This is a genomic window from Nitrospirota bacterium, from assembly GCA_020846775.1.
Taxonomy (GTDB): Bacteria; Nitrospirota; 9FT-COMBO-42-15; order HDB-SIOI813; family HDB-SIOI813; genus RBG-16-43-11.
Window position 1 is genome coordinate 27,619 of the sequence record JADLDG010000001.1, and the last position, 23,228, is coordinate 50,846.

Consider the following 23,228-nt stretch of genomic DNA (forward strand, 5'->3'; position numbering starts at 1 on the left):
CCGGATGGGAGACATTCAATTGAAATATTCAAATTACTTAAGAGAACTATTCTATTTTGTTCTTGGCAATTACTTACTCTCTCTCTTTCTTGCCAGGGAATACCTCTCCTTTGCACCGACTTTTGAAACACACCTGGGATGGTTCTATACACGAGTTGCCTTTTTATCTCACTTTGCAATGATACTGATGATCATCGGGATTATTCTGCTTCCATTCACATTATTCATCCGAAGCAGGATACAGATGTGGATACTTCCACCTCTAATGATGTTCATTTATCAGACTATGCTCCTTACAGATGTTAAGATATACACGCTCTTCCGCTTTCACTTCAATGGCCTGGTCTTTAACACACTTACAACAGAGGGCTCATGGGATTCAGTCAAGCTTGGAAATAAGACAATCCTTACCATTGTTATTGTGTTACTACTCCTCGCAGCTGCAGAATGGGGGGGAATGGGATTACTGATGCGATATAAATCGGGACGTAGTAATAATGTCAGCCGTGAGCATTTGAAATGGCGAAAGAGTCTCATTTATATCATCCTGCCTTTTTTTATTATTGTTGTTACCGACAAACTGCTCTTTGCCTATGCCAATTTTTATGAGATGACGAATATCACCCGATATCAAAAATTATTTCCATTATATCAGCCTCTGTTTATGGATGAGACTTTTGAGAAATACCTTGGGTGGAAGAAAGAGCGCTCGACTGCCCTGCTGCCCAACCAAACCGGAACTATGCTTAACTACCCGCATAGGGATCCTGATACAAGCGGTGATCTTAAGAAATGGAACATTGTCTGGATTACTATTGAGTCATGGCGATTTGATATGATGAACCGGGATATCACTCCTAACATTTCTGACTTCACTAAGGAGGCGCTTATTTTTAATAACCACTACAGCGGAGGCAACGCATCCCGCTTCGGGATATTTTCCATGTTCTATGGAATCTATGGCACCTACTGGCACCAGTTCCTTTCTGAACGCCGGTCTCCGGTATTGATAGACACACTAATGAAGCTTGGTTATGATTTAAATATTATGTCAAGCACCAGACTCACTTATCCTGAGATGAGAAGCACCGCGTTTGTAAAGGTTCCGGAAACCTCCATTGAAGACCACATTTCTGGAAATGCAGGAGATGAGAGGGACACCAACATGGAGAAACTTTTCAGGACATTTTTGAATAACAGAGACAAAGACAAGCCATTCTTCTCCTTTATGTTTCTGGACGCCCCTCATGCCCCGTATCGTTTTCCGAAGGGATTCGAAAAATATACTCCAGTAGTAGATGAGGTAAATTATTTCCAGGTTAAGAAAAACGGGTCTGAAGTCAACCAGGACCATCCGTTGTTTAACCGTTACAGGAATGCAATCTACTTTGATGACTCTGTTGTGGGAAGGATTATCAGGGATATTAAAGATACCGGTCAGATGGACAAGACAATTATCGTAATTACAGGAGATCATGGAGAAGAGTTTTTTGAGACCGGATATTATGGACACAATACTACATTCTCACCCTGGCAGTCCAAGGTTCCCTTTATCCTGTATGTCCCCGGGATTAAACCTCACAAGGTAGACCGATTGACAAGCCATCTTGATTTAGCCCCGACAATGTTGTCTTTAATCGGGATCAGGACTGATCCTTCTTATTATTCACAAGGCAGATCACTCCTGGATGAGAATGAACACCCTTATGTTGTTATCAGCGGATGGGATACATTTGCTATGGTTGAGAAGGATGCTGCAATCGTCCTGTCAACAGAATCCTACAATGCAGGAATGGCTGATGTTTATACGGGGAATTATGAACCCGCAGAAGATCCCAAGGTTATCCTGAAAGAAAAGATGGGACAGCTTGTTGAGGTAACAAAAAACCTTGGATCTTTTCTGAAATAATATCTTAAGATGGGCACCTGTACACAGGACATCAACTTCATCAGACTTTTCAAGTTAAGATACATCGGCGATGTATTGCTGACTACGCCTGCCATAAGGCTGATACGTCAGTCATATCCATATGCCCATATTACTGTTGTCGTTAACAGCGGTACTAACGATGTCATACGATACAACCCACATATAGACAATATTATTACTATTGACAGGAGGATGATTGAGAAAGCAGATTTATTCAGCAGGCTTCGATATGAATGGAACACCCTGAAAACCCTCCGCGAACAGCCATGTGATCTTTCTGTGGATTTCGACAGCGGAGAAAGGGCTGCTTATCTATCTTTACTGAGTAATACCCGGATCAGGATAGGATTAAGATATCCCAAAGGTATACGTAAACTGATCTTCAACAGGCAGGTTAAAATCAACAGCCACACCCATACCGTTGAAAGAAACCTGCTGTTAGTTGAACAGGCCATCAATCTGTCAAGAACAGATGCAAGACTTGAACTTTATACGGGTTCAGAAGAGGAAGACTATATAGAATCATGGTTACTCAGCAACGGGCTGTTACACAAGGACTATGTAGTTGTACATCCCGGCGCCCGCTTCTCTTTTAAACGCTGGTCCATAGAGAAATGGGCGGCGACTATTGATCTTATCCAGAGAGAGCTGTGTATTCCAGTCGTTATCAGCGGTGGTCAGAAAGAGTTGGACGATGTTAGGGCAATAGCATCCCTGATGACAACACCAGCATACTCTATAGCAGGCAGGACGAGCATACTGGACCTTGCAGCTTTGCTGAAAAAGGCCGCTCTATTCATCGGCAATGACAGCGGCCCCACGCATATGGCTGCTGCCTCCGGCACAAAGGTAATCGCCCTGTTCGGGCCGACTTCACCTGCAGTCTGGAGACCATGGGGAGATGGCCATACTGTTATATACAAACAGTTTGATTGCAGCCCCTGCGGCCGCATACACTGTGACCTGAAAAATGAAGGTTGCATGGAAAAGATAAGCATTGCTGAGGTGTTCAGCGCTGTATGTCAGAGTCTCGCCGCTGTCCCCATTTTTCATGTCAGAAGCTTATACTTGCCCTTGCACTATACATATTAACATCAGAGAAATCTGCCTGAATGGCAAAGCTCAGGAAGAGTAAACTCAACCTCGTCCCGACAAACAGCTTGGTCGCACTTGTACTGACACTATCAAAATCCAGGAAATTAACGCTCTCTGATGCGTGGACCCAGACCTGCCCTATGCCGCCATATGGGGTAATGGGACCAAATCCCTTGCTTACAGATGCGTCAAGTCCGTAGGTAGATACATCAATATCATCAACTCCTGCCAGTGTAGTATAACTCCCCCTTATTGCAACAGCAGGAGAAATAATGCTTCCCTTTAAGACCGCCCATTTAAGCTCTCCTCCGTAAAGTTTGATATTTGAACCAGGGAGGGCAGCAAAAACAGCGCCGACATCAATTCCAAAGGGAAGTCCTTTTTGTGCATGAATCCTTGGCAATAAGATATAATCCGGCGGATTGCCGTCAGAAACGGCCTTTTTCCAGACAGATGAACCTGAGTCAATCTTTGTAGCCGTCATCTCAACGCCTACATCAAAACCCAGTATTCCAAGAGGTTCAGCAGGTGCAAGTGGAATATAGCTTATCATCAGACCAGCCTGTTTACTAAGGTCTTTGAACTCGCTCTCCAGCAACCCTGAATTAAGTTTGATGTCATTGCCTGCGGCATTAACGTATGATGCAGCAGAAATGATAAGAAGTACACAAACCAGTGAAGATATCGTCAATTTAACTATTTTTTCCATTAATCCCTCCTATCAGCGATAACTCATCGTCTGTCAATTCTATATTAAATATCAAATCAGTAATCTCATGCTATACCATATCGTCCGCTCAAATCAACCTATCATATAAAGACATTCTCTATCAAGGAAATTTTAGGAATTAAGGTAACCCCTCGGTGAATGGGGGTGATTTGTCACCCTGACTTGTTTCAGGGTCTAAAATAGATGCTGAACCAAGTTCAGCATGACAGGTTGCCCCGGTTCACCAAGGGATTACGAATTAAGATTGAAATCAACGATCTCACCGATGTGCTCTGGTCATCATATCTTCAATATATCCTGTTGTTCTTTTCGCTACTACAAGAGAGTCAATCATAAGGGAAAGTTCCTTATTGTACTGCAGGGCGCTCGCTGTCAGGTTGTGACTTCCAATGAATGTGTACCTGTCGTCAATTACGATGGCCTTGACGTGAGTACGTCTGTTTGGTGAATCAAAGAAGACCTTAACTCCGCCATTCGTAAGCTTGCCTGCAGTAATTCTGTTATCATTGTTAAGTGACGAAGAGTTACCCTCTTCTTCTTCGAGTATTACTTTAACTTTAACTCCTCTTTTCGCAGCCTTTATTAGTGCGTCTTTAACCTTATTTGACGCACTCTTCTTCTTACCGGTTGTCTTGAATATATACATGCTGACAAGGATACCGGACTGCGCTTGATTTATCTTGTCCAGGAGTGAATCAAGATACCTGCTGTCTTCAAGGACAAGGACACCGTTTCCTTCCGGACTGACGGGGCCCAATGTCTGCTGTTCACTGCAAGCAAATGCCGGAAAAAGAAATGAGACAGCTAACAATATTGCAATTAGTCTCTTTATCATGCAGATAAGATTAGCATAGTTACGCGTGCTATATCTACAGAAGTTTCGGTCGGACAGAGTAATCGTTTTGATTCCTAAAATGAATTTTGTACTTATTAGTCGCAATAAGTGTAGAAAGACCACACACTGGGATAATTACTCCGTCAACCTCTACTACTTCCTTGTCCTAATCAACCGCCTCAAAAGAAATTGCTCCTATTTTGCCTATAAGATCAATTACAATATCTTCAGATTCCGGGGCAATCCTGACAACAGCATATTGTGCAACATCATCATTAATATTAAATACATCTTCAGATCCAAAGACCTTATAAAGCACTTCTTTCATTTTCCTTATGGTTTCCGGCGCTGTATCTACGATGAGGCCAATATCATGAGTTGTCCTGTAATATACATGAAGAATAACAGCACATCCTCCGACTACTATGTATTTTATTCCTGCGCGATTAAGTGCATCACACAACCTAACTAATTCTTTTTGTAGTTCCAGTTTCAGCCTCTTCATTTGTTTATCTTGGGACAAAATAGATTACATGGAATTTCAGAAAACCATAGAGGACTTTGAGAAGATTGATGAGAAGTATGGAAATGAAGGTAGGTTTTAAGACAATCTGTACTCCTTTATAAAGTAATATCCGGTATATACTCAGCAATCCGTCCTTTAATGTAGCTCTTCCACTTAGCTGGCAGGGTCTCCAAATAGGACAAGGCATTTATCAGATCATCAGGCCTTTTTGAAATCTCTCTTAATATCGCTGCGGCCTGCATAATATCCTTTTCTTTTTTATCTTTAACCCTTCTGTTCTTTGCAATTAATATCTTGTGGTATGCAAGTACCCACGGATTCGGCACAATAAATTTATACCCATCTTTCTCTACCTCAATCTGCTGATCAAACAACATCCTGAGATACCTCAAAGGAGTCGCACTTATTTTGAGAGGCTTGATGTAAACAGGCTCGTCCGTACCCCTGCCGCCTTGAGGAGCCAGAAACTCTATTTTAAAAATACCATTTGTAAAGAAATTGGACCCATCCGGGTTGAATCCCAGAGAAAATCCGAGAGGCTTTAGAAGCAACACTATATCTATATTTTTGCCGCGGTAAGGAATATTTAAAAGGAAATCTATATCCTGGGTCTTAATCGTCGGCAAATTAAGTTTCATCTCCTCCTTAAGGATAGGGAAACAGTATGAACCGATAAGGATTACCCGTATATCATTCTGCGAAAGAACTTTTATAATGTCATCTACCGTAACCCTCTGAGTATCTATCACCTTAGCTATAATTGTTATCTCTTTAGATATCTCCTTTATTTGTCCTTCCAGTAATTTTCTTCTGTTTATTGCTTGAAGCAATCCCGGTGGTATCTCAGTGCCCAGGGAAACAGACTTCACTTTTTTCCCTTCTCTCCACTGATGATAGTAGTAGGTTGATTTGCCAATCTTCTTGGCGGAAATACTGCCTCCTGGCAGATTTTTAATTTCATCATCAATGCGGGAAAGTTCTCTTATAAAGAATATATAATTTTCCTCTAATGTTTTTTTGATGATACTCATGGTTAACTACATATTAACTACATATTATCTTAATGTCAATATTGTAGTTAACGAGCGACTTAATTTCAATCCTGGGAAATAATTTGGGGACAGTATGTCTATTTCTCTTAATAAAAGAATAATTCTGTATACCGATCTTAAGATCTAATGCCAAATGATGTCTCCGGAACAAGCATACGCTTTTAATTCTATGCAAACATTAATCTCTCTTCCTTAGGATCTGGTACAGGGTCTCCGAACTCCTTGGCTGTTTCAATCCATGACTGAATTGCTCTTCGGCATTTCCTAATGCAGTTTCCGCAGATTCCGATCAAAATTTTAATAGACTTTGAGGTAGTATAGCAAGAGCCTAATTTATTTTCATTCTCCTTTTGACGTCAGATTGCACTCAGTTAAGAATTATGGCAGTACCTCAAACACCTCCACAAGACCCACACCGGTACCCCCACTCACTCCGCTCATGACAGCGGTATATGCCCCAGGAGGCAGAGTGATGAGAAGCGCTGATTCATTACTGCATCCCGGAGGCGCTGACGCCTGGCCGGGATTCGGGATGCACGGGTCAATACCGGTTGCTGTAATCTCTGCCGGACTGCCGCAGACAAACCCTTTTGACTCACAGAGGGTGTCGCTCTGATCACCCCAGTTGTCATTCTGCGCTATATATGCTCCGGCAGTTGAAGAGTACAGCCGTAAATAGGGATTCGACAATGTACCCGCTATATTAAACGGTGCCCCGCCCATTGACGGCCCCCGTGCACGGAGAAGAACGGTCTTTGGCACTGTCCCGTCAATGATAAAGCCTCCTATCATCCTGTTGTCTCCGGTCTCTACCCTGGCTCGGTATTGCGGAGATAAATGTCACACCGGACGGGAGGGTATCCGTCACTGTAACTCCTGTCGCAATGTCAGGCCCGTGGTTGGTCGCGGTCAACGTATATGTCAGGTTCTGGCCTACTAAGGCCGAGCCGGGAGCACCCACCTTGGTGAGCGCTAAATCCGCAACCCTGCAGCATCTGATCCGGAGCAGTCCTGATCTATCCCATCACCCGATATATCCACTGCACCGGGATGAATCTCCGGTTTACTGTCATCGCAGTCCACATTGTTCGGCGCATATCCATCGGAAACGAAACATGCAAGAATCGGCACAGATGCAACATCCCCATACCCATCATCGTCCCCGTCTGGCCAAAAGGGGTTTGTGCCCCCTTCATCCACCTGGCCGTTACAGTTGTCATCCACCAGATTGCAGATCTCAACTGCTCCGGGATTGATGTCGGGTTCGCCGTCGTTGCAATCATCACCATTCGTTACATACCCGGCAGGCTGCACGCAGGATTGGATAACGCTCGACGCGTCACCATAGGTGTCAAAGTCGAAGTCCTCATAATAGGTGTTCAGCACACAAGTAGCTGAAAAATCCTGAGCTGTCACATCCGCCCCGGCAACGGTCACCGAACGGTATTCAGGGGTAAAGGTATAGCCGCCCATGCCCGGTGTTATCGTATAGCTCCCATCGGCAAGGCCGGGGAAGCTGTATGTCCCGTCGGCCGCAGTGGTGGTGCTTGAAGATGCATCTCCGCTCTCAGTGTCATGGTTACCCCGCTCAGACCCGCACTGTTTTCCGTGACGGTTCCAATGATCGAATGAACCGAAGGGCCAACCTGTCCGGAACGTACTGGCTACACAGGGGCGACGTTGGACTTAGGGAAGGTGTACACGAAGCCAACCCACATATGGACGATCCACGCGAGATCCGTATAGTCCGTGCTAGTAGTAGACGACCAGTAGTAACTAGACTGCACATTAATAAAGGGATGACCTGACGGCAGGGCAGGGCCATACTTTGAGCGGTCAATAAGGCTCATCAGCTCTTTTCTGTCTGGAAGCCTCCAGTCATGTAACTGCAGAGGGTGAGATTGATGGCATAATCCAATGCCTGCTGCCAGGTCTTATATGTCCCCGCTAAGTTTGCATCCTTTGCCACATCAGGCCGGTAAGATTGTCTGTAACACAATCAGCCCCTGTCCCAGTGCCTGCTGTAAACCTCGGACTAGGCCAGGGGACACCGGCCTGGATATCCCCATCCTGTCCTGTCCCGGGGCAGGCGATCACACTTCCCGAGCTGTTATAGCAGGTGGTCTGCCCTGTCTCCGGAAGCTCAACCGTCCCTGCCAGGACAAAAACAGGGAGAAACAAAATCAATACCACCGTCATTAAGACAACCAGTCTGTTTTTAACCATATGGGGGGATTTATGTAGAACGACTTGAGTCGCTGCACTCCGGAGATCACGATAAATAGAATTAGTGCTGGTCATGATAAACCCCCATAAACAAAAAAGCCGGACTGCCAAACGGACAACAATTAAAAAAATCATTGTCACCTCGGCAGCCCGGCTTGCTTAAATTCCTGATATAAGCCCCGTTGGCTTTGCGCCCTGCCCTCTCAGACAGTTTGCCATGATAGAAGGTATTTATATATAGCTAAATAATAATCGCTTGTCAAGAAATATTTAGCTACTTAATGTAATGTCTCTGTGAACGGGAATATCATGTTACTGTCATCTTCCTGTCATCCTGAACCATGTGCTGAACTTGTTTCAGCATCGTTTCAGGATCTCATACGTGGCTACGTGAGGAGATCCCGAAACAAGTTCGGGATGACAGGAATGATGGTTTGTATGACAGGATACCTCTGTTAACCGAGAGATTACGCGTGTAGTTTCATTTCATTTGACACTATCAATCTATGTATACTAAAATCAGCTATCATTTCAAAATGGAGGTGCCTAATGCCGGAAGCAGACATTGAGTCAATTCTAAAGGAAAAACGCGTATTCCCGCCAGACAGGACTTTCAGTGAAAAATCGCACATCAAAAGTATGGAAGATTATGAACGCTTAAGGAAAGAGGCGGAGGACAATCCTGATGAATTCTGGGGGAGGCTTGCAGGCGAATTACACTGGTTTAAGAAATGGGATAAGGTGCTTGAGTGGAATCCGCCATTTGCAAAGTGGTTCGTTGGCGGTGAAATTAATCTCTCCTATAACTGCCTTGACAGACACCTGACTACATGGCGAAAGAATAAGGCTGCCATCATCTGGGAAGGCGAACCTGGTGACTCAAGGACCCTCACCTATCAGGACCTGCACCGTGAAGTTTCAAAATTCGCTAATGTATTAAAGTCGCTTGGAGTAACTCAAGGAGACAGGGTTGCCATATACATGCCGATGATACCGGAGCTTCCTATTGCCATGCTCGCATGCGCAAGGATAGGGGCCATCCACAACATTGTCTTCGGCGGTTTCAGCAGCGAGGCGCTTAAAGACCGTGTAAATGACTCTCAGGCAAAACTGATTATCACTGCTGACGGCGGACACAGACGCGGTGAGATTGTAACGCTTAAAGATAAGGTAGACGAGTCTGTAAAGAATACACCTACAGTTGAAAAGGTCATTGTCTGCAGGCGGACAGGACAGGCAATGGAGATGGCTGCGGGACGTGACCTCTGGTGGCATGACCTGATGAAGGATGCCTCCGATAAGTGCGAGGCAGTACCGTTAGACTCCGAGCATCCCCTCTTTATCCTATACACGAGCGGCACCACAGGCAAACCAAAGGGTGTAGTTCATACAACAGGCGGCTATCTGCTCGGCGCTCATATTACGACAAAGTGGGTCTTTGACCTTAAGGACGAAGACACATACTGGTGTACGGCAGATATAGGCTGGGTAACAGGTCACAGCTATATAATCTACGGCCCCCTGTCAAACGGAGCGACAAGCCTGATGTATGAAGGTGCACCGCTGCACCCCCAGCCTGACAGGTTCTGGAAGATAGTTGACAAATACAAGGTAAACATTTTCTATACCGCCCCTACAGCTATCAGGACACTTATTAAATATGGAGATAAGTGGCCTCTGCAAAATGACCTCGGCAGCCTGCGCCTCCTTGGCTCAGTCGGTGAACCGATCAACCCTGAGGCATGGATCTGGTACCACAAGATCATTGGTAAGGAAAAGTGTCCGATCGTTGATACGTGGTGGCAGACAGAGACAGGCTCTATACTCATATCTCCTCTTCCAGGCGCAACCCCGACCAAACCAGGCTCAGCTACAAAACCACTACCCGGTATCTCCGCTGATGTAGTCACGAAAGATGGAAAGTCAGTGCCTGCAAATCAGGGCGGGTTCCTCGTAATAAAAAGGCCATGGCCTTCAATGCTGAGGACTGTTTATGGTGATCCCGAGAGATACAAAAAACAGTACTGGGATGAGATTAAAGACGTTTACTTTACCGGTGATGGTGCAAGGCGTGATGAGGACGGATACTTCTGGGTCATGGGCAGGGTTGATGATGTTATTAATGTAGCAGGGCACAGACTCAGCACCATGGAGATAGAGAGCGCACTTGTCAGCCATTCAAAGGTCGCTGAGGCAGCTGTAGTTGGAAGGCCGGATGACTTGAAGGGACAGGGTATATCGGCATTTGTAACCCTTGACATCGGCTATATGCCGTCGGAGGCTCTCAAAAAGGAGTTGCGGGAGCATGTTTCAAAGGAGATCGGTCCTATCGCCAAACCTGATGAAATACGATTTGCCGATGCCCTGCCAAAGACAAGAAGCGGAAAGATAATGAGGAGGCTTCTCAAGGATATTGCTTATGGCAAGGAAAAGGTCGGGGATACAACCACGCTTGAAGATTACTCGGTACTGGCAAGACTAATGGAAGAGGAGTAGACTACGGCAGCGAGACCGGAAGCCTCGTCATAATGTATTTAAGATCTTCATCGTCGAATGTCAGGCCAATCCCGGCAAAGGTGCTTGAGGTCTTTTCATTGGCGACATCATCAACGCCTGCATTTATAAAGAGCGTCTTGAAAACTGTATAGCTCGCCGTTAGTTTTACATGAGGATTTTCTGCATCTACCTCTCCATCAAATTTCCATGCGTCCACTGTCGCCTTTACCTTATCATTAATAACATGATAATCTGCCCCAACCCCGAAGCTCCCTTCCATCAGACCGCCGCGGAAGGTTACATCTCCAAACCGCCTGGCAAATTGAGCGCTGAATTTTAAAGCATCCTCCCTCTTGACCTCATGAGTCTTGACCAGGGTGCCGGGAGTGGTTGTAACCTCTGTGTCTGTCACCTTTACCTTACCCTTTGGGTCATCTATTATCTCAAACAAATAGAATTTATCATCCCGAGGCTGCAGCTTAAGGGAGAAATACCCCTTGGTATCACCCTCATCAAACATGTATTCACCCCTGAATCCCAGATTAAGCGTGAACCTGTCCATTGCAGATATATATTTATCAACACCTGCCAACGCAGAATCAAGCTTATTATACAACCCATCCTCCTTCATCAGCTTACCGACAGTACCCTCACCCTTGTCCACCCTTTCAACAAGGTTATCAACCCTTTCCAGTATCCTGGGTGTACGTTCCCTTATGTCTGCCGAGACCTGATTCAGATTGGCAATGGTTGACTTCAACGGCTCCCTGTTGTCCCTGGCCATGTCACTTATATCCTTCGTTATGCCTTCAAGATTGGCTATGGCCCCTTTAAGCGGTTCCCTGTTTTCTACAGTCATCTCCTTAACACCTGCAATGAGGTCGCTCAGGTCCTGGATAACTTTTTCAATGGCGTCGCTGTCGCGCTCTGCAATGTTGGCAAGATTTGCAGTAAGATTTCTCATATTCACTATTATTTCATTAATGGATTTCTTGGTTTCCGGAGCCCCCAGTGTCTCACTGAAGAAACTGCTTATTGTCTTAAGGTCCACTGCAACACTGTCAATCCTTGTTATCAGGCTGTCAATGTCTGCCACACTTATAGATTTCGCTATAACATCACCATCCTTCAGATAGACCTCCCTGTCACCCTGGATCAATTCAACATATCTCTCTCCAAGAAGACTCTCGGTCTTCATCGCAGCGATAACCCCCCTTTTTATCTTAACGTCAGGCTTGATCCTCATTCCAACTTTGGCCCTGCTGTCGTCAAGCGTTATCGTCTCTACAATTCCAATCGCAACACCCGCCATTTTTACAGGGGCCTTGACATCAAGGCCCGCGACAGAATCAAACACACCATAGACAATATATCCTGTATCACGACCGAAAGTCAGATCCCCTATCCTGACTGTCATGTATCCAAGAAATACAAGCGCTACTGCAACAAATATCCCAACTTTTACTTCAGTTGTAAAAGACTGCACTCTTCCTCCTTTACTTCCTACACAGCCTTTATCGGCCCGACCGAACTTCCTGTGATAAACTGCCTGATTACAGGATCATCTGACATCCTGATCTCATCAGGAGTACCGACACCGTGTATACGGCCTTCATACAACATCGCTATCCTGTCGCCTATCTTGTAAGCGCTGGTCATGTCATGAGTTATAGCAACCCCGGTAACATTAATCTTGTTTTTCATATCTAAAATAAGGTCATTTATCGCGTCAGCCATTATCGGGTCAAGACCTGTCGTAGGTTCATCATATAGAAGGATCTCAGGCTCCATAGCTATTGCCCTTGCAAGTCCCACCCTCTTCCTCATCCCGCCTGACAACTCGGATGGCATGAGGTCTTCGATCCCCCTGAGACCTACCATTTCAAGTTTACGCGATGCGATATCGCGGATCTCCTCCTTTGAAATATGGGTGTGCTGTTTGAGAGCAAATCCGACATTTTCCCAGACAGTAAGCGAATCAAAAAGCGCCGCACCCTGAAATAACATACCGAATTTCTTTCTTATATTATTCAATTCTCCTTCAGATAAGGTGAAAATGTCAACACCATTAATCGTGACACTCCCTTCATCAGGTATCAGGAGCCCGATTATGTGTTTAATAAGTACACTCTTGCCTGAACCGCTCCCTCCGATAACAACCATAGTCTCGCCGCGCTCTATATTAAGATTAACACCACGAAGGACCTGCTTGGTGTTGAAGGATTTATGCAGGTTGACAATTTCTATCATAAAAAAATGCCCACTATTTACTACTTACTTATTATCACTTATTGCTGATTGTTTGCTGCTCATTGCTAATTTGCCGATTTACCTGAACAGCAAGGCTGCCATAAAATAGTTTGCAATCAGGACAAACATCATGGATAACACCACGGCGCCTGTCGTTGCCCTCCCGACGCCCTCTGCACCGCCCTGCGTATAGAACCCCTTATAACAACTGACCGTAGAGATGATGACACCAAAAACGCACGCCTTAAGCAGCCCCCCGTACACATCATTTAATTCTATATACTCAGTAGTCATTCGCATATAAATAACGGAATTGGCGCCTAATACATAGACGGCTATTAAATAACCGCCGATTACAGAAATGATGTCAGCAATTATTACAAGCAAAGGCAGCACAATAAGTCCCGCAATAAACCTCGGCACAACAAGATGTTTTACAGGATTAGTCGCCAGGGTCACAAGTGCATCTATCTGTTCTGTAACACGCATTGTACCCAACTCAGCAGCCATGGCGGCTCCTGCCCGGCCAGATACAATAAGCCCTGTGAGTACCGGACCGAGCTCTCTTGCAACTGAAAGCGCAACGACAGTACCCACAAAATTCTCTGCGTTGAATCTCTTGAAGCCAGTGTATGTCTGAATCGCAAGAACCATTCCTGTAAACAACGCCATGATAATGACAACCGGGAGCGAATTAAAACCTATCGCCTCCATCTGCTGAAAAATTATACGAAGATTAAAAGGACGTCTGAAACTCCATGATAGAGTCTGCCAGAACATTATAGAACCACGCCCGATCTCCTCTGTGAGCTTCAGTGTGCCCTTGCCTATGTATGCAAATGATCTGATTATCATTTTATATACACCCTGTCAACCCTCTCGCCTATCCCGCACAACACTTCATACGGTATTGTATCGGTCCAGCGTGCTATGTCATCAGCATATATACCATTACCATCCGGGCCGCCTATAATTGCAACCTCATCACCAACTGCTGCACCCGGAATATCGGTAACATCAACCATCGTCATATCCATACAGACCCGTCCAATTACAGGGGCACGAACTCCTCTTATAATGACCTGCCCTGTATTTGACAGACGGCGGCTGAAGCCATCAGCATATCCGACAGGCAGAGTAGCCACAATGGTTTCACGACTCGTAGTGAAAATCCTGCCATAACTTATACCTGTCTTGGGAGGGACCTTTTTCACATATATGATACTGCTCTTCAATGTCATTACCGGTTTCAGATCAGCCTTTTCCCGAGACAGAGCAGATGGCGAATAGCCATACAGCATTATCCCGGGCCTCACCATGTCGAGATGAGTTTCCTTCATATCAATAATCGCCGCACTATTGGCTGCATGTTTCAGAGGTATTCTGATACCAGCCTCTTCGATATTTTTGCATGCTGTTAAAAACCTGCTCAACTGCTCCTTTACAAAATCCTTATCATCAAGGTCTGACTCTGCAAAATGGGTCATCAGGCCTTGTATCGTAATCCCTTTGAAATTTGAGATACTTGAGACAAACTCTGCTGCATCGTCTGAGTCAACCCCGATCCTTCTCATACCGGTATCCACTTTTACATGAACCGGTACTTTTATGCCTGCCGAACAGGATGCCTCAGACAACGACTTTACCACAGACTGACTGTAAACAACAGGTGTTAAGCGCCACTTTATAATATCCTGTACACTGCCGGCACATATTAATCCAAGGACCAGGATGTCTTTGTTGATACCGGCCTTCCTCAGGCGAAGTCCCTCATCAACAGTAGCGACTCCAAGCATATCTACACCGGCATTTTCAAGCTCCCGCGACACCTCTATACTTCCATGACCATAGGCGTTGGCCTTTACAACTGCAAGGACTTTACAGCCTGCAGGAATTAACATTCTCACCTGGTTAAGGTTATGGACTAAATTGGAAAGATTCATCTCAGCGATTGTTAGATTCACTCGAAATAGCCTTTCAAATCCCCCCAGCCCCCCTTTTCTAAAGTGGGGTAACTAATTTCGCCCTTTGAAAAAGGGGGATTAAGGGGGATTTTCATATTTATCTCTTCAAGCAACTTTATCTCATCATCCCGTAATGACTTATCATCTGGCGAGGTAAGCACCATAGCCTCCTCTAATATTTTCCTTGCATCTTCATATCTTCCCACACGATAATAAATATTAGCCAGTGTATTCAGGTAATACGGACTCCTCTCTATTCTGACCGCCTTCTCTGCCTCCCTGCCAGCATCCGCAAACCTGCCTGTATCAAGATAGACCCATGCAAGGTTATTATGCACATCTCCGTTATCCGGTGCAACCTTTAACGCTTTATTATAATATCTTTCAGCAAGTTTATAATCTTTTTTTTTGTAGTAAACATTACCTGCATAAAGAAATGGTCTGAAGTCGTCCTTCGAAATTCTGATTGCCTTGTCATACTCTTTAACCGCAAGGTCATCCTCTCCTTTTTGTTCATAACTGAGGCCGAGGGTAATGTGTTCATTCATTGTCAGAGGGTCATGCATGACTATTAACCTTGGGATTGTGACACAGGAAGAGACTGAGAATATTAATATAATTGCAAGTATATCAATGTACGGTTTTTTCATTTTTTTGTAATTCGTAACGCCCAGTAGCTGCCCCGTTTCCAAATCCTCATAAAATCTTTATAACTTATAACCTTGTCTTTCTCTGCACCAGAATAGACAATGAACCCTCCGGCAGTGTCATCGTGGCCTACCACAAGCATGTAATGCCCTTTCCTGATATTCCATATACCAAGGTCAACAAAGACGATCAACGGATTATTCATGGACAGATTCTCTTTTAAAAATGTAATATTACCCTGAAATTCCCTGACATCTGCGTCATCAAACCTGCGCGCAAAAGCAGCCATATCAATATTAAGGGTACCCCTGATATTTTTCAGGTAAATCTCTTTTGATATATCTTCAGGCTTAATATCGTATCCACGGTAATTTAAGACACCGGCAAGGACAGATGGCCCGCATTGGTAATCTTCACCCGGGTAAAAGGGTACATCAGGTATGTATGACGACGACAGAGGTGTATTAAATCCCGCTTCAGTTGTGTAACCATGGCTGCCTGCTGAACATCCTGCCAGCGCAGCAAAAATCAACCCTGAAAAAAGAAAGACCCCAGCGGCCCTGAGCCGTGGGGTCTTATTAGATTTTTTAAATATATCCATTAATTAAATTTATTTAATTACAACCTCGAGTCCCATTAACTTCAGCACCACTAAAACGAGAATAATTATCACCAGCATGGCGATAATGCCACCGATAAAGCTGTCTCCTCCGGCATCTACCTGACCAATATGAGAGGCTATCTGATGCATCTGGTCAGCAGAAAGATGATTCAGCCTGGATGATACCTCTTCTGAAGTAAGCCCGAAATCTGAGAGCCGCTGCCTGACAATCTTGGATTCGAGAAATGTCCTTACCCTGACTGCATCAGCTGCGGCATCCACGACTACATCGGCAGCAGAGACACCGGTAGTGCCTGAAGAAAGAAACATAGCGGCTGATTGAGTCGGTACTGATGCAATAACGAACATGGCAATAATCAGATACACTGTAATCGAACGTCCCAATAAAATTCCAAGTTTCTTAACCATAAAACCTCCTTATTAACCTGCGCTTAAAACCATTCATGGAAATATGTGCTACCCTGTCTTATAATGCCCATATTGCATCCATAGTTGGCGCTCAAAAATGCCCAGGTGCAAGGAAGCGCCAACTATACTTCCATTATTTCCTGTTCCTTCTTCTTCAGTACTTCATCAACCTTATGAATATACTGATCTGTCAGCTTCTGCAACTCGTCCTGAGATTTTCTGATTTCATCTTCCGAGATGCTTGCCTCTTTGCCTGCCCTCTTTGCTTCATCATTGGCATCTCTTCGTATATTGCGTACCGCAACACGGGCATCCTCAGCCATTTTCTTTACCGTCTTGACAATATCCTTCCTTCGCTCTTCAGTAAGCGCCGGGACAGGAACTCTTATAATCTTTCCGTCATTGGAGGGCGTCAGGCCAAGCGACGATGTCATGATGGCCTTTTCAATCTCAGGTATCAAACGCTGTTCCCACGGCTGAATTACAATCATCCTGCTCTCCGGAACGGTAAGGGCAGCCACCTGTGAGACAGGGGTGGGTGTGCCATAATAGTCCACTGATATATTCTCAACTATTGATACGGAAGCCCTGCCCGTACGCATGGCTGCGATGTCTTTTCTAAAGACACTCAGCGTCTGTTCCATCTTCTCTGCAGCCTTATTTTTAATATTGCCTATCATGTATTGAGACCCTCATCAACTAATTACCGTGCCGATGTCCTCGCCCATAACCACCTTTTTGACATTTCCCTTTTCCCTCAGATTGAATACAATTATTGGGAGGTTGTTGTCTTTGCATAGGGAGATTGCTGTGGAGTCCATTACCTTGAGTCCCAACTTCAAGACATCAAGATAAGAAAGTGTTTTAAATTTCTTTGCATCTTTATTGAGCACCGGGTCTGTATCATAGACTCCGTCAACCTTTGTGCCTTTAAGGATTACGTCGGCCCCTGTCTCCATGGCGCGAAGTGAGGCGGCAGTATCGGTACTGAAATATGGATTGCCGGTACCGGCTGCGAATATCACTACCCTTTTTTTCTCAAGATGCCTGATAGCCCTGCGCCTTATATAAGGCTCTGCCAGCGCCCTCATCTCAATTGCAGACTGGACCCTGGTGACAACACCCTTTTTCTCAAGTGCATCCTGAAGGGCAAGGGAATTAAGCACCGTCGCCAGCATCCCCATGTAGTCTGCTGACGCCCGTTCCATACCGGTAGCCGCTGCCCCAAGTCCACGGAATATATTGCCGCCGCCTATTACGATCGCTATATCAACCCCGGCATCATAAACAGCCTTGATCTCATCTGCGATGGAGTCAATTACGGCGGGATCTATACCATATCCCTTTTCACCCATCAGGGCCTCACCGCTGACCTTGAGAAGTACCCTCTTAAAGCCTTTTTTTTGAGTCATTTTACGATATGTCTGGCTTAACCGCCGAGCTGGTATCTTGTAAAACGTTTAATCGAGATATTTTCACCGATCTTGGCGATCTTTTGCTGAACCATGTCATTTATTGTGACAGTGGGGTCCTTGATGAATGACTGCTCAAGAAGGCATGTCTCAACGAAGAATTTCTCAACCTTTCCTTCAACGATCTTATCGAGCACATGTTCAGGTTTGCCCGATTCCCTGGCCTGTATCTTATATATATCGCGCTCCTTTTCCAGCACATCAGCCGGGACATCTTCACGCCGGACATATGAAGGATTCGAAGCCGCAATCTGCATTGCAATATCTTTCACGAGTTCCTGAAACTCTGAATTCCTCGCCACAAAATCTGTCTCGCAATTAACCTCTACAAGCACGCCAATCTTTCCGGCGCCATGAATATAACTGCTTATCACACCCTCTTTTGTCTCACGTGATGACTTTTTGGCAGCCGATGCAAGTCCCTTCTGTCTTAACAAGTCTACCGCCTTCTCAAGGTCACCACCTGAATCGGCCAATGCCCTCTTGCAGTCCATTATACCAACGCCGGTCTTTTCCCTGAGTTCTCTTACCGTATCACTGCTTATCGTTACCATTGCTGATTATGCCTCCTTGGATGTTACTGCGTCAATCTCAGTTACCGCTTCCGCCTCTGCAGTTTGTTGTTCTTCTACTGCTTTTACAGCAATATCCTGTTTAACTCCGCCCCTTGCATCATAGATAGCCTTTCCCTCAAGAACGGCATCTGCAACCTTGGAACAGATGAGTCTGATCGCCTTTATAGCATCGTCATTGCCTGGTATTACATAATCTATATTATCAGGATTACAATTCGTATCTACTACACCTATGACCGGAATACCAAGCCTGTTTGCCTCATGCACCGCTATAGTCTCTTTCTTTGTATCAATTACGAAGATGACTCCAGGGAGGACGTTCATCCCTTTTATTCCACCGAATATCTTATCCATCTGGGCCATCTTTTTTTCAATTCCTATAACCTCTTTTTTTGGCAGTTGATTAAGTGTACCGTCTTCACGCGCCTTCTCATACTTCTTATATTTGTCAATACTCTTTCTTATAGTCGCAAAGTTTGTGAGCATGCCGCCGAGCCATCTCTGATTAATAAAGAACATCCCGCATCTCTTTGCCTCAGCCTCGACAATCTCCTGTGCCTGTCTCTTTGTTCCTATGAAGAGGACCGGCTTTCCCTGAATGGCCACTTCCTTCAGATATTCGCTGGCTTCTTCGAAGTTAGCCATTGTCTTTTGCAGGTCAATTATATAGATTCCATTTCTCTCACCAAATATGAATTTCTTCATCTTTGGATTCCATCTTTTAGTCTGATGTCCGAAATGTACCCCTGCCTCAAGTAATTCTTTAATTGCTACTCCCATAATAAACTACCCTCCAGTAACTGTTGTGAAAATTAAATTTGTTAGTCCAGCAGAAAAAGTTAGCATAAGTCAGCAAAAATTGCAATAAATAATTAGGGCTATGACCTGTAGGCTACATTGATCTTTACATAGTCATATGAAAGATCTGTCGTCCAAACAGAGGTTTCACAATTTCCAACGTTCAAATCTATAGTAATCAAATACTCTTTGTTCTTCATGACCTCGGCTACCTTCTTCTCAATTTCCTTGCCCAGACCAAGACCATTCCTGACCAACTTCACTTTATCAAATGAAATGGATATACGATCCTCGATAACCACTGCTCCTGAATAGCCAATAGCGGCCATGATACGTCCCCAGTTGGGGTCGCCTGCAAAGATGGCGGTTTTAACAAGGCTTGAATTGGCTACTGCAAATCCGACCTTCTCTGCGTCCTTATCACTCTTTGCCCTTCGTACGAACACCTCTACAAGTTTAGTTGCCCCTTCACCGTCCCTTGCAATCATCAGGGCAAGACTGCGGCATACATGTCCGATCATTTTCTGAAAAAGGGCAAGATCCTTATTGGCCAGCGGACTATTCCCGGCCATTCCGTTTGCCATACATAACACCATATCGTTAGTGCTTGTATCTCCATCTACAGTAATCTTATTGAATGACTTGTTAACTTCTTTACTCAATATCGCCCTAAGTGTACTTTTGTCTACAGCAGCATCTGTAGAAATAAATGCCAGCATAGTTGCCATATCAGGATGGATCATTCCTGAACCTTTTGCTATCCCGCCAACAGTGATCGTCTTTCCGCCAACACGCCCCCTTACAGCTACCTCCTTAGGGAATGTATCAGTCGTCATGATTGCAATTGCAGCATCACTGCCACCATCCGGGCTTATGGAATTAGCAGCCTGTTTAATGGAAGCTTTTATCCTGCTCATTGGAAGGAGTTCACCAATAACACCGGTTGAAGAGACACATACAAGGTCCTTATCAATAAACAGGGCATCCGCTGTCAGATCTGCCATCTCTTTTGCATCTTTCATTCCCTGAGCCCCTGTACAGGCATTTGCATTACCGCTGTTTACAATTACCGCCCTCGCCCTGCCATTCTTGATCTGCTTTTCCGTAAAGATAACAGGCGGGGCCTTTACCTTATTAGTTGTAAAGGTACCTGCAACTGCGGCATCTCTCTCGCTGTAAATAATAGCGAGGTCTAATTTATTGGTTCGCTTTATACCGGCGTAAATGCCGGAGGCAAAGAATCCTTTTGGTGCGGTTATACCGCCTGGTATTTCTTTCATAATTATGGAAACAGGCCTGGCTGCATTAAGCCTGTTGTCTCCTCATAGCCTTTCATTATATTCATATTCTGAATAGCGGCGCCTGCTGCACCCTTTACGAGATTGTCTATCGCCGCGGTGACTATTATAAACCCATTACGTTTATCAAGGGAGATCCCTATGTCGCAGAAATTAGCCCCTTTTACATCCCTTATATTTGGCTGTCTCCCTGCATCGAGTACCCTCACAAATGTCTCTCCATTATAGTACTGTCTGTAAAGTTTAACAATATCATTCGTCTCCCCGCTGAAATCAGACGACACATAACAAGTGCTCAACAACCCCCTGTTTGCCGGGATCAGGTGCGGAACAAAGCATGTGGTTACCGTGCTTCCTGCTACATCTGACAGCACCTGCTCAATCTCCGGGATATGCCTGTGGGTGCCGGCCTTGTACGCCTCCATCCCTTCATTTGCCTCCGGATAGTGAAAGGAGAGGGACGGCGAACGTCCTGCACCTGAAATAGCTGACTTGGCATCTATAATAATCTTCCCGCCGTTATAAAATCCGCTTTTCATCAGGGGCGCTATACCGAGGATACTTGCCGTAGGATAACATCCCGGATTTGAAACCAGAGTTGCCCCACGTATATTGTTTCTGTAGATCTCAGGCAGTCCATACACAGCGCTCCGCAGTAAAGATTCAGCCGTGTGATTCACGCCATACCACTTCTCATAGGTAAGCGGGTCTTTTAACCTGAAGTCTGCACTTAGATCCACGACCATCTTGCCCATCTTCACAAAATCCGAGACAGGTGCAACAGATGTCCCGTGAGGCAGGGCAGTGAATATCAACTCAGCCTCCCCTGACATAACCTCTGAAGTTAGCGGCTCAAGCGTCAGGTCATAAAACCGCGACAGACTTGGAAACAGTTGTGTTATTGGTCTACCTGAAGATTTTTCTGAGGTAACAGCAACTACTTTGACATAAGGGTGCAGGGCCAGGAGTCTTAACAACTCACCTCCTGTATAACCACTCGCCCCTGCAACAGCTACCTTTAGCATTCTTGGAAAAGAGTTAATACCCCGGCATTATCTCTTGGAATATTGGAATTTCTTACGGGCCCCTTTCTGCCCTGGTTTTTTTCTCTCTTTTTCACGCGCGTCTCTCGTGAGAAAGCCTTTGCTTTTCAATGGACGCCTGTATTCAGGATTGACATCCAGCAGGCTTTTCGCAATTCCGTGCCTTAATGCACCTGCCTGACCTGCAATCCCTCCCCCGGCTATGTTTGCATATATATCAAATTTCCCTGTTAATGACAACAAGTCAAGAGGCTGCTTGATAAGTCTGATCAGGGTATGGCCAGGGAAGTAATCCTCTGCCGGCCTGTCATTGACTACGATCTTTCCCTCACCAGGGACTAATCTGACGCGTGCAATCGCGTTCTTTCTCTTACCTGTCGCACTGTGTTGTGTTGTTGTGTTCATTCATTACTCCTTTATTTCCAGTGCCTTAGGCATCTGTGAATCATGCGGGTGTACACCGCCTGTATAAACTTTCAATTTCTTTAACATGGCCTTGCCAAGCTTGTTCTTTGGAAGCATTCCCCAAACAGACCGTTTTATAAGCTCGTCAGGTTTTTCTTCAACATACTGACGGAGGCTTTCTTTTTTCAACCCGTCAGGATACCCTGAATGGTGATAAAACTCCTTATCATTCACCTTGGTCCCTGTAATCCTGATCTTACCGGCATTGACCACAACAACAAAATCACCGGTATCTATATGCGGGGTATATATCGGTTTATGCTTCCCCCTCAGTACAGACGCAACCTGGGATGCAAGCCTTCCAAGCACCTTGCCATCCGCATCCACCACAAACCAGTCCCTCTTTACATCTTCTTTTCTAGCTGAATTAGTCTTCATAATTAAAAACCCCCTTACACAAACACGTTATTTTATTGATTTATGAAGTGCTTGTCAAGTAATATTCTGATTCAAGACTGCTTCATGTGGGGGATTTACCCGTTCGCTTCGCCAATATCGTATAAAAAATGATTTAGGGTACATATTGCATGATATTTGCATTAGTATTAAGTTCATATTAAAATAGTCTAACACATTATTATGGGAATTATAAGACCCGTTAAGCAGGTTAAGTTGTTTACAGCAATATTGTTTGGAAGTGAAGGTGTTTTTAACGCCGCACGTGAAAGGCTATCGTCAGCTTTGGGCCCGATTGATATGGAAAGTCCTGTCTGGACATGGTCCAATTCAACCTATTATGAAAAAGAGATGGGCACTGACCTGAAGAGGACATTTTTATTTTATGAACGCCCCATC

Annotated in this window: 28 protein-coding genes and 1 riboswitch; of the genes, 4 read left to right on the forward strand and 24 right to left on the reverse strand. The window is 44.9% G+C overall.

Going from position 1 to position 23,228, the window contains the following annotated elements; translation table 11 throughout:
• Window positions 1–19 precede the first annotated feature (19 nt).
• Window positions 20–1,909: a sulfatase-like hydrolase/transferase gene (locus IT392_00155; GenBank protein ID MCC6542899.1), complete on the forward strand. Its 1,890-nt coding sequence runs from the start codon at window positions 20–22 to the stop codon at window positions 1,907–1,909.
• Window positions 1,910–1,918: 9 nt separating this feature from the next.
• Complete coding sequence (gene rfaQ, locus IT392_00160; GenBank protein MCC6542900.1) at window positions 1,919–3,022, forward strand: putative lipopolysaccharide heptosyltransferase III; 1,104 nt, start codon at window positions 1,919–1,921, stop codon at window positions 3,020–3,022.
• Here the strand turns inward: rfaQ and IT392_00165 are convergent.
• The 9 genes from IT392_00165 to IT392_00205 form a co-directional block, all read right to left on the reverse strand.
• A complete protein-coding gene (locus IT392_00165) occupies window positions 2,985–3,734 on the reverse strand; it encodes a hypothetical protein (GenBank protein ID MCC6542901.1) in 750 nt (249 codons plus the stop codon). The genes rfaQ and IT392_00165 overlap by 38 nt on opposite strands.
• A 280-nt stretch (window positions 3,735–4,014) precedes the next feature.
• Window positions 4,015–4,590, reverse strand: a complete 576-nt coding sequence (locus tag IT392_00170) for a phospholipase (protein ID MCC6542902.1) — start codon at window positions 4,588–4,590, stop codon at window positions 4,015–4,017.
• 166 nt (window positions 4,591–4,756) lie between these two features.
• Entirely contained in the window at window positions 4,757–5,095 is a 339-nt protein-coding gene (locus tag IT392_00175; protein ID MCC6542903.1) for a hypothetical protein, read from the reverse strand.
• Window positions 5,096–5,211: 116 nt separating this feature from the next.
• Window positions 5,212–6,147 (reverse strand): hypothetical protein, encoded by a 936-nt coding sequence (locus IT392_00180; GenBank protein MCC6542904.1) that lies wholly within the window; start codon window positions 6,145–6,147, stop codon window positions 5,212–5,214.
• 399 nt (window positions 6,148–6,546) lie between these two features.
• A complete protein-coding gene (locus IT392_00185) occupies window positions 6,547–6,960 on the reverse strand; it encodes a hypothetical protein (GenBank protein MCC6542905.1) in 414 nt (137 codons plus the stop codon).
• Window positions 6,938–7,129 carry a DUF11 domain-containing protein gene (locus IT392_00190; GenBank protein ID MCC6542906.1) on the reverse strand — a complete coding sequence of 64 codons (192 nt, stop codon included), beginning with the start codon at window positions 7,127–7,129 and terminating at the stop codon, window positions 6,938–6,940. The genes IT392_00185 and IT392_00190 overlap by 23 nt, the downstream gene beginning before the upstream one ends.
• A gap of 11 nt (window positions 7,130–7,140) precedes the next feature.
• Window positions 7,141–7,641, reverse strand: coding sequence for a putative metal-binding motif-containing protein (locus IT392_00195; GenBank protein MCC6542907.1), 501 nt, complete (start codon window positions 7,639–7,641; stop codon window positions 7,141–7,143).
• Between the two features lie 191 nt (window positions 7,642–7,832).
• Complete coding sequence (locus IT392_00200; GenBank protein MCC6542908.1) at window positions 7,833–8,018, reverse strand: hypothetical protein; 186 nt, start codon at window positions 8,016–8,018, stop codon at window positions 7,833–7,835.
• Between the two features lie 97 nt (window positions 8,019–8,115).
• Entirely contained in the window at window positions 8,116–8,469 is a 354-nt protein-coding gene (locus tag IT392_00205; protein ID MCC6542909.1) for a hypothetical protein, read from the reverse strand.
• Between the two features lie 66 nt (window positions 8,470–8,535).
• Window positions 8,536–8,621, reverse strand: a riboswitch (cyclic di-GMP riboswitch).
• Window positions 8,622–8,943: 322 nt separating this feature from the next.
• On the opposite strand from IT392_00205, the gene acs reads away from it, so the two are divergent.
• A complete protein-coding gene (gene acs / locus IT392_00210) occupies window positions 8,944–10,890 on the forward strand; it encodes an acetate--CoA ligase (GenBank protein MCC6542910.1) in 1,947 nt (648 codons plus the stop codon).
• A 1-nt stretch (window position 10,891) separates the two neighbouring features.
• Here acs and IT392_00215 read toward each other — a convergent pair whose 3' ends face one another.
• From IT392_00215 to rplM, 15 genes are all read right to left on the reverse strand, one after another.
• Window positions 10,892–12,376 carry an MCE family protein gene (locus tag IT392_00215; GenBank protein ID MCC6542911.1) on the reverse strand — a complete coding sequence of 495 codons (1,485 nt, stop codon included), beginning with the start codon at window positions 12,374–12,376 and terminating at the stop codon, window positions 10,892–10,894.
• Between the two features lie 17 nt (window positions 12,377–12,393).
• Complete coding sequence (locus tag IT392_00220; protein MCC6542912.1) at window positions 12,394–13,140, reverse strand: ABC transporter ATP-binding protein; 747 nt, start codon at window positions 13,138–13,140, stop codon at window positions 12,394–12,396.
• Window positions 13,141–13,218: 78 nt separating this feature from the next.
• The gene (locus IT392_00225; GenBank protein MCC6542913.1) at window positions 13,219–13,995 is read right to left on the reverse strand and encodes an ABC transporter permease; all 777 of its coding nucleotides are present in this window, start codon (window positions 13,993–13,995) and stop codon (window positions 13,219–13,221) included.
• Window positions 13,992–15,104: an alanine racemase gene (gene alr / locus IT392_00230; protein MCC6542914.1), complete on the reverse strand. Its 1,113-nt coding sequence runs from the start codon at window positions 15,102–15,104 to the stop codon at window positions 13,992–13,994. Before alr ends, IT392_00225 begins: the two co-directional genes overlap by 4 nt.
• A complete protein-coding gene (locus tag IT392_00235) occupies window positions 15,101–15,754 on the reverse strand; it encodes a tetratricopeptide repeat protein (GenBank protein MCC6542915.1) in 654 nt (217 codons plus the stop codon). Before IT392_00235 ends, alr begins: the two co-directional genes overlap by 4 nt.
• Complete coding sequence (locus tag IT392_00240) at window positions 15,751–16,353, reverse strand: C39 family peptidase (protein ID MCC6542916.1); 603 nt, start codon at window positions 16,351–16,353, stop codon at window positions 15,751–15,753. Before IT392_00240 ends, IT392_00235 begins: the two co-directional genes overlap by 4 nt.
• A gap of 9 nt (window positions 16,354–16,362) precedes the next feature.
• Window positions 16,363–16,782, reverse strand: a complete 420-nt coding sequence (locus IT392_00245) for a PA2779 family protein (GenBank protein ID MCC6542917.1) — start codon at window positions 16,780–16,782, stop codon at window positions 16,363–16,365.
• A gap of 122 nt (window positions 16,783–16,904) precedes the next feature.
• Window positions 16,905–17,462: a ribosome recycling factor gene (gene frr, locus IT392_00250; GenBank protein MCC6542918.1), complete on the reverse strand. Its 558-nt coding sequence runs from the start codon at window positions 17,460–17,462 to the stop codon at window positions 16,905–16,907.
• 15 nt (window positions 17,463–17,477) lie between these two features.
• Entirely contained in the window at window positions 17,478–18,194 is a 717-nt protein-coding gene (locus IT392_00255; GenBank protein MCC6542919.1) for a UMP kinase, read from the reverse strand.
• Window positions 18,195–18,211: 17 nt separating this feature from the next.
• Complete coding sequence (tsf, locus tag IT392_00260) at window positions 18,212–18,808, reverse strand: translation elongation factor Ts (protein ID MCC6542920.1); 597 nt, start codon at window positions 18,806–18,808, stop codon at window positions 18,212–18,214.
• 6 nt (window positions 18,809–18,814) lie between these two features.
• Window positions 18,815–19,612 carry a 30S ribosomal protein S2 gene (gene rpsB / locus IT392_00265; protein ID MCC6542921.1) on the reverse strand — a complete coding sequence of 266 codons (798 nt, stop codon included), beginning with the start codon at window positions 19,610–19,612 and terminating at the stop codon, window positions 18,815–18,817.
• A 95-nt stretch (window positions 19,613–19,707) separates the two neighbouring features.
• Entirely contained in the window at window positions 19,708–20,907 is a 1,200-nt protein-coding gene (gene argJ / locus IT392_00270; protein ID MCC6542922.1) for a bifunctional glutamate N-acetyltransferase/amino-acid acetyltransferase ArgJ, read from the reverse strand.
• Between the two features lie 2 nt (window positions 20,908–20,909).
• Entirely contained in the window at window positions 20,910–21,950 is a 1,041-nt protein-coding gene (locus IT392_00275; GenBank protein MCC6542923.1) for an N-acetyl-gamma-glutamyl-phosphate reductase, read from the reverse strand.
• A gap of 27 nt (window positions 21,951–21,977) precedes the next feature.
• Window positions 21,978–22,373, reverse strand: coding sequence for a 30S ribosomal protein S9 (rpsI, locus tag IT392_00280; protein MCC6542924.1), 396 nt, complete (start codon window positions 22,371–22,373; stop codon window positions 21,978–21,980).
• 3 nt (window positions 22,374–22,376) lie between these two features.
• On the reverse strand, window positions 22,377–22,811 hold the full coding sequence (gene rplM / locus IT392_00285; protein MCC6542925.1) for a 50S ribosomal protein L13: 435 nt from the start codon (window positions 22,809–22,811) through the stop codon (window positions 22,377–22,379).
• A gap of 234 nt (window positions 22,812–23,045) precedes the next feature.
• Here rplM and IT392_00290 point away from each other — a divergent pair.
• The coding region (locus tag IT392_00290; protein ID MCC6542926.1) for a DUF4416 family protein at window positions 23,046–23,228 on the forward strand (183 nt) is incomplete at its 3' end.

Excerpts from the sequence above, each read along its gene's own strand:
- rfaQ (MCC6542900.1), top strand. The coding sequence starts at position 1,919 with ATGGGCACCTGTACACAGGACATCAACTTCATCAGACTTTTCAAGTTA.
- IT392_00165 (MCC6542901.1), bottom strand. The coding sequence starts at position 3,734 with ATGGAAAAAATAGTTAAATTGACGATATCTTCACTGGTTTGTGTACTT.
- IT392_00170 (MCC6542902.1), bottom strand. The coding sequence starts at position 4,590 with ATGATAAAGAGACTAATTGCAATATTGTTAGCTGTCTCATTTCTTTTT.
- IT392_00175 (MCC6542903.1), bottom strand. The coding sequence starts at position 5,095 with ATGAAGAGGCTGAAACTGGAACTACAAAAAGAATTAGTTAGGTTGTGT.
- IT392_00180 (MCC6542904.1), bottom strand. The coding sequence starts at position 6,147 with ATGAGTATCATCAAAAAAACATTAGAGGAAAATTATATATTCTTTATA.
- IT392_00185 (MCC6542905.1), bottom strand. The coding sequence starts at position 6,960 with ATGATAGGAGGCTTTATCATTGACGGGACAGTGCCAAAGACCGTTCTT.
- IT392_00195 (MCC6542907.1), bottom strand. The coding sequence starts at position 7,641 with ATGGGCGGCTATACCTTTACCCCTGAATACCGTTCGGTGACCGTTGCC.
- IT392_00200 (MCC6542908.1), bottom strand. The coding sequence starts at position 8,018 with ATGAGCCTTATTGACCGCTCAAAGTATGGCCCTGCCCTGCCGTCAGGT.
- IT392_00205 (MCC6542909.1), bottom strand. The coding sequence starts at position 8,469 with ATGACCAGCACTAATTCTATTTATCGTGATCTCCGGAGTGCAGCGACT.
- acs (MCC6542910.1), top strand. The coding sequence starts at position 8,944 with ATGCCGGAAGCAGACATTGAGTCAATTCTAAAGGAAAAACGCGTATTC.
- IT392_00220 (MCC6542912.1), bottom strand. The coding sequence starts at position 13,140 with ATGATAGAAATTGTCAACCTGCATAAATCCTTCAACACCAAGCAGGTC.
- IT392_00225 (MCC6542913.1), bottom strand. The coding sequence starts at position 13,995 with ATGATAATCAGATCATTTGCATACATAGGCAAGGGCACACTGAAGCTC.
- IT392_00235 (MCC6542915.1), bottom strand. The coding sequence starts at position 15,754 with ATGAAAAAACCGTACATTGATATACTTGCAATTATATTAATATTCTCA.
- IT392_00240 (MCC6542916.1), bottom strand. The coding sequence starts at position 16,353 with ATGGATATATTTAAAAAATCTAATAAGACCCCACGGCTCAGGGCCGCT.
- IT392_00245 (MCC6542917.1), bottom strand. The coding sequence starts at position 16,782 with ATGGTTAAGAAACTTGGAATTTTATTGGGACGTTCGATTACAGTGTAT.
- frr (MCC6542918.1), bottom strand. The coding sequence starts at position 17,462 with ATGATAGGCAATATTAAAAATAAGGCTGCAGAGAAGATGGAACAGACG.
- IT392_00255 (MCC6542919.1), bottom strand. The coding sequence starts at position 18,194 with ATGACTCAAAAAAAAGGCTTTAAGAGGGTACTTCTCAAGGTCAGCGGT.
- tsf (MCC6542920.1), bottom strand. The coding sequence starts at position 18,808 with ATGGTAACGATAAGCAGTGATACGGTAAGAGAACTCAGGGAAAAGACC.
- argJ (MCC6542922.1), bottom strand. The coding sequence starts at position 20,907 with ATGAAAGAAATACCAGGCGGTATAACCGCACCAAAAGGATTCTTTGCC.
- IT392_00275 (MCC6542923.1), bottom strand. The coding sequence starts at position 21,950 with ATGCTAAAGGTAGCTGTTGCAGGGGCGAGTGGTTATACAGGAGGTGAG.
- rpsI (MCC6542924.1), bottom strand. The coding sequence starts at position 22,373 with ATGAACACAACAACACAACACAGTGCGACAGGTAAGAGAAAGAACGCG.
- rplM (MCC6542925.1), bottom strand. The coding sequence starts at position 22,811 with ATGAAGACTAATTCAGCTAGAAAAGAAGATGTAAAGAGGGACTGGTTT.